The sequence below is a fragment of the Streptomyces tateyamensis genome (genome assembly GCF_003205575.1).
GTDB classification, from domain to species: Bacteria; Actinomycetota; Actinomycetes; order Streptomycetales; family Streptomycetaceae; genus Kitasatospora; species Kitasatospora tateyamensis.
The window spans coordinates 1-252 of the sequence record NZ_PYBW01000265.1; the positions used below are offsets into that span (position 1 = coordinate 1).

At 76.6% G+C, this 252-nt stretch carries 1 protein-coding gene; it reads left to right on the forward strand.

Features of this window, described 5'->3' with window-relative positions:
- The coding region (locus C7C46_RS35605) for a hypothetical protein (protein WP_181442679.1) at nucleotides 1-252 on the forward strand (252 nt) is incomplete at both ends.

Here is a 252-nt window from a genome sequence, read left to right on the forward strand (position 1 = left end):
CGGCACCGCCGACCGGCTGGCCTTCCTGGTGTTGCTCGCGCTCACCGTCGCCGCGGCCGACCGGGCGGACATGTTCGGCGGCGGCTACCGGGGGGTCGCTTTCGCGCTCACCCTGGTCTTCGCGGCCCGACTGCTGGCCGCCGTGCTCTTCGGGGTCGCGCTGCTGAACCCGCTGCACGCACTGCTGGCCGGGCGGGTGGACCGCCGCTGGGCGCTGATCGGCGCCGACGTGCTGCGCGCGGCGCTGGTCGC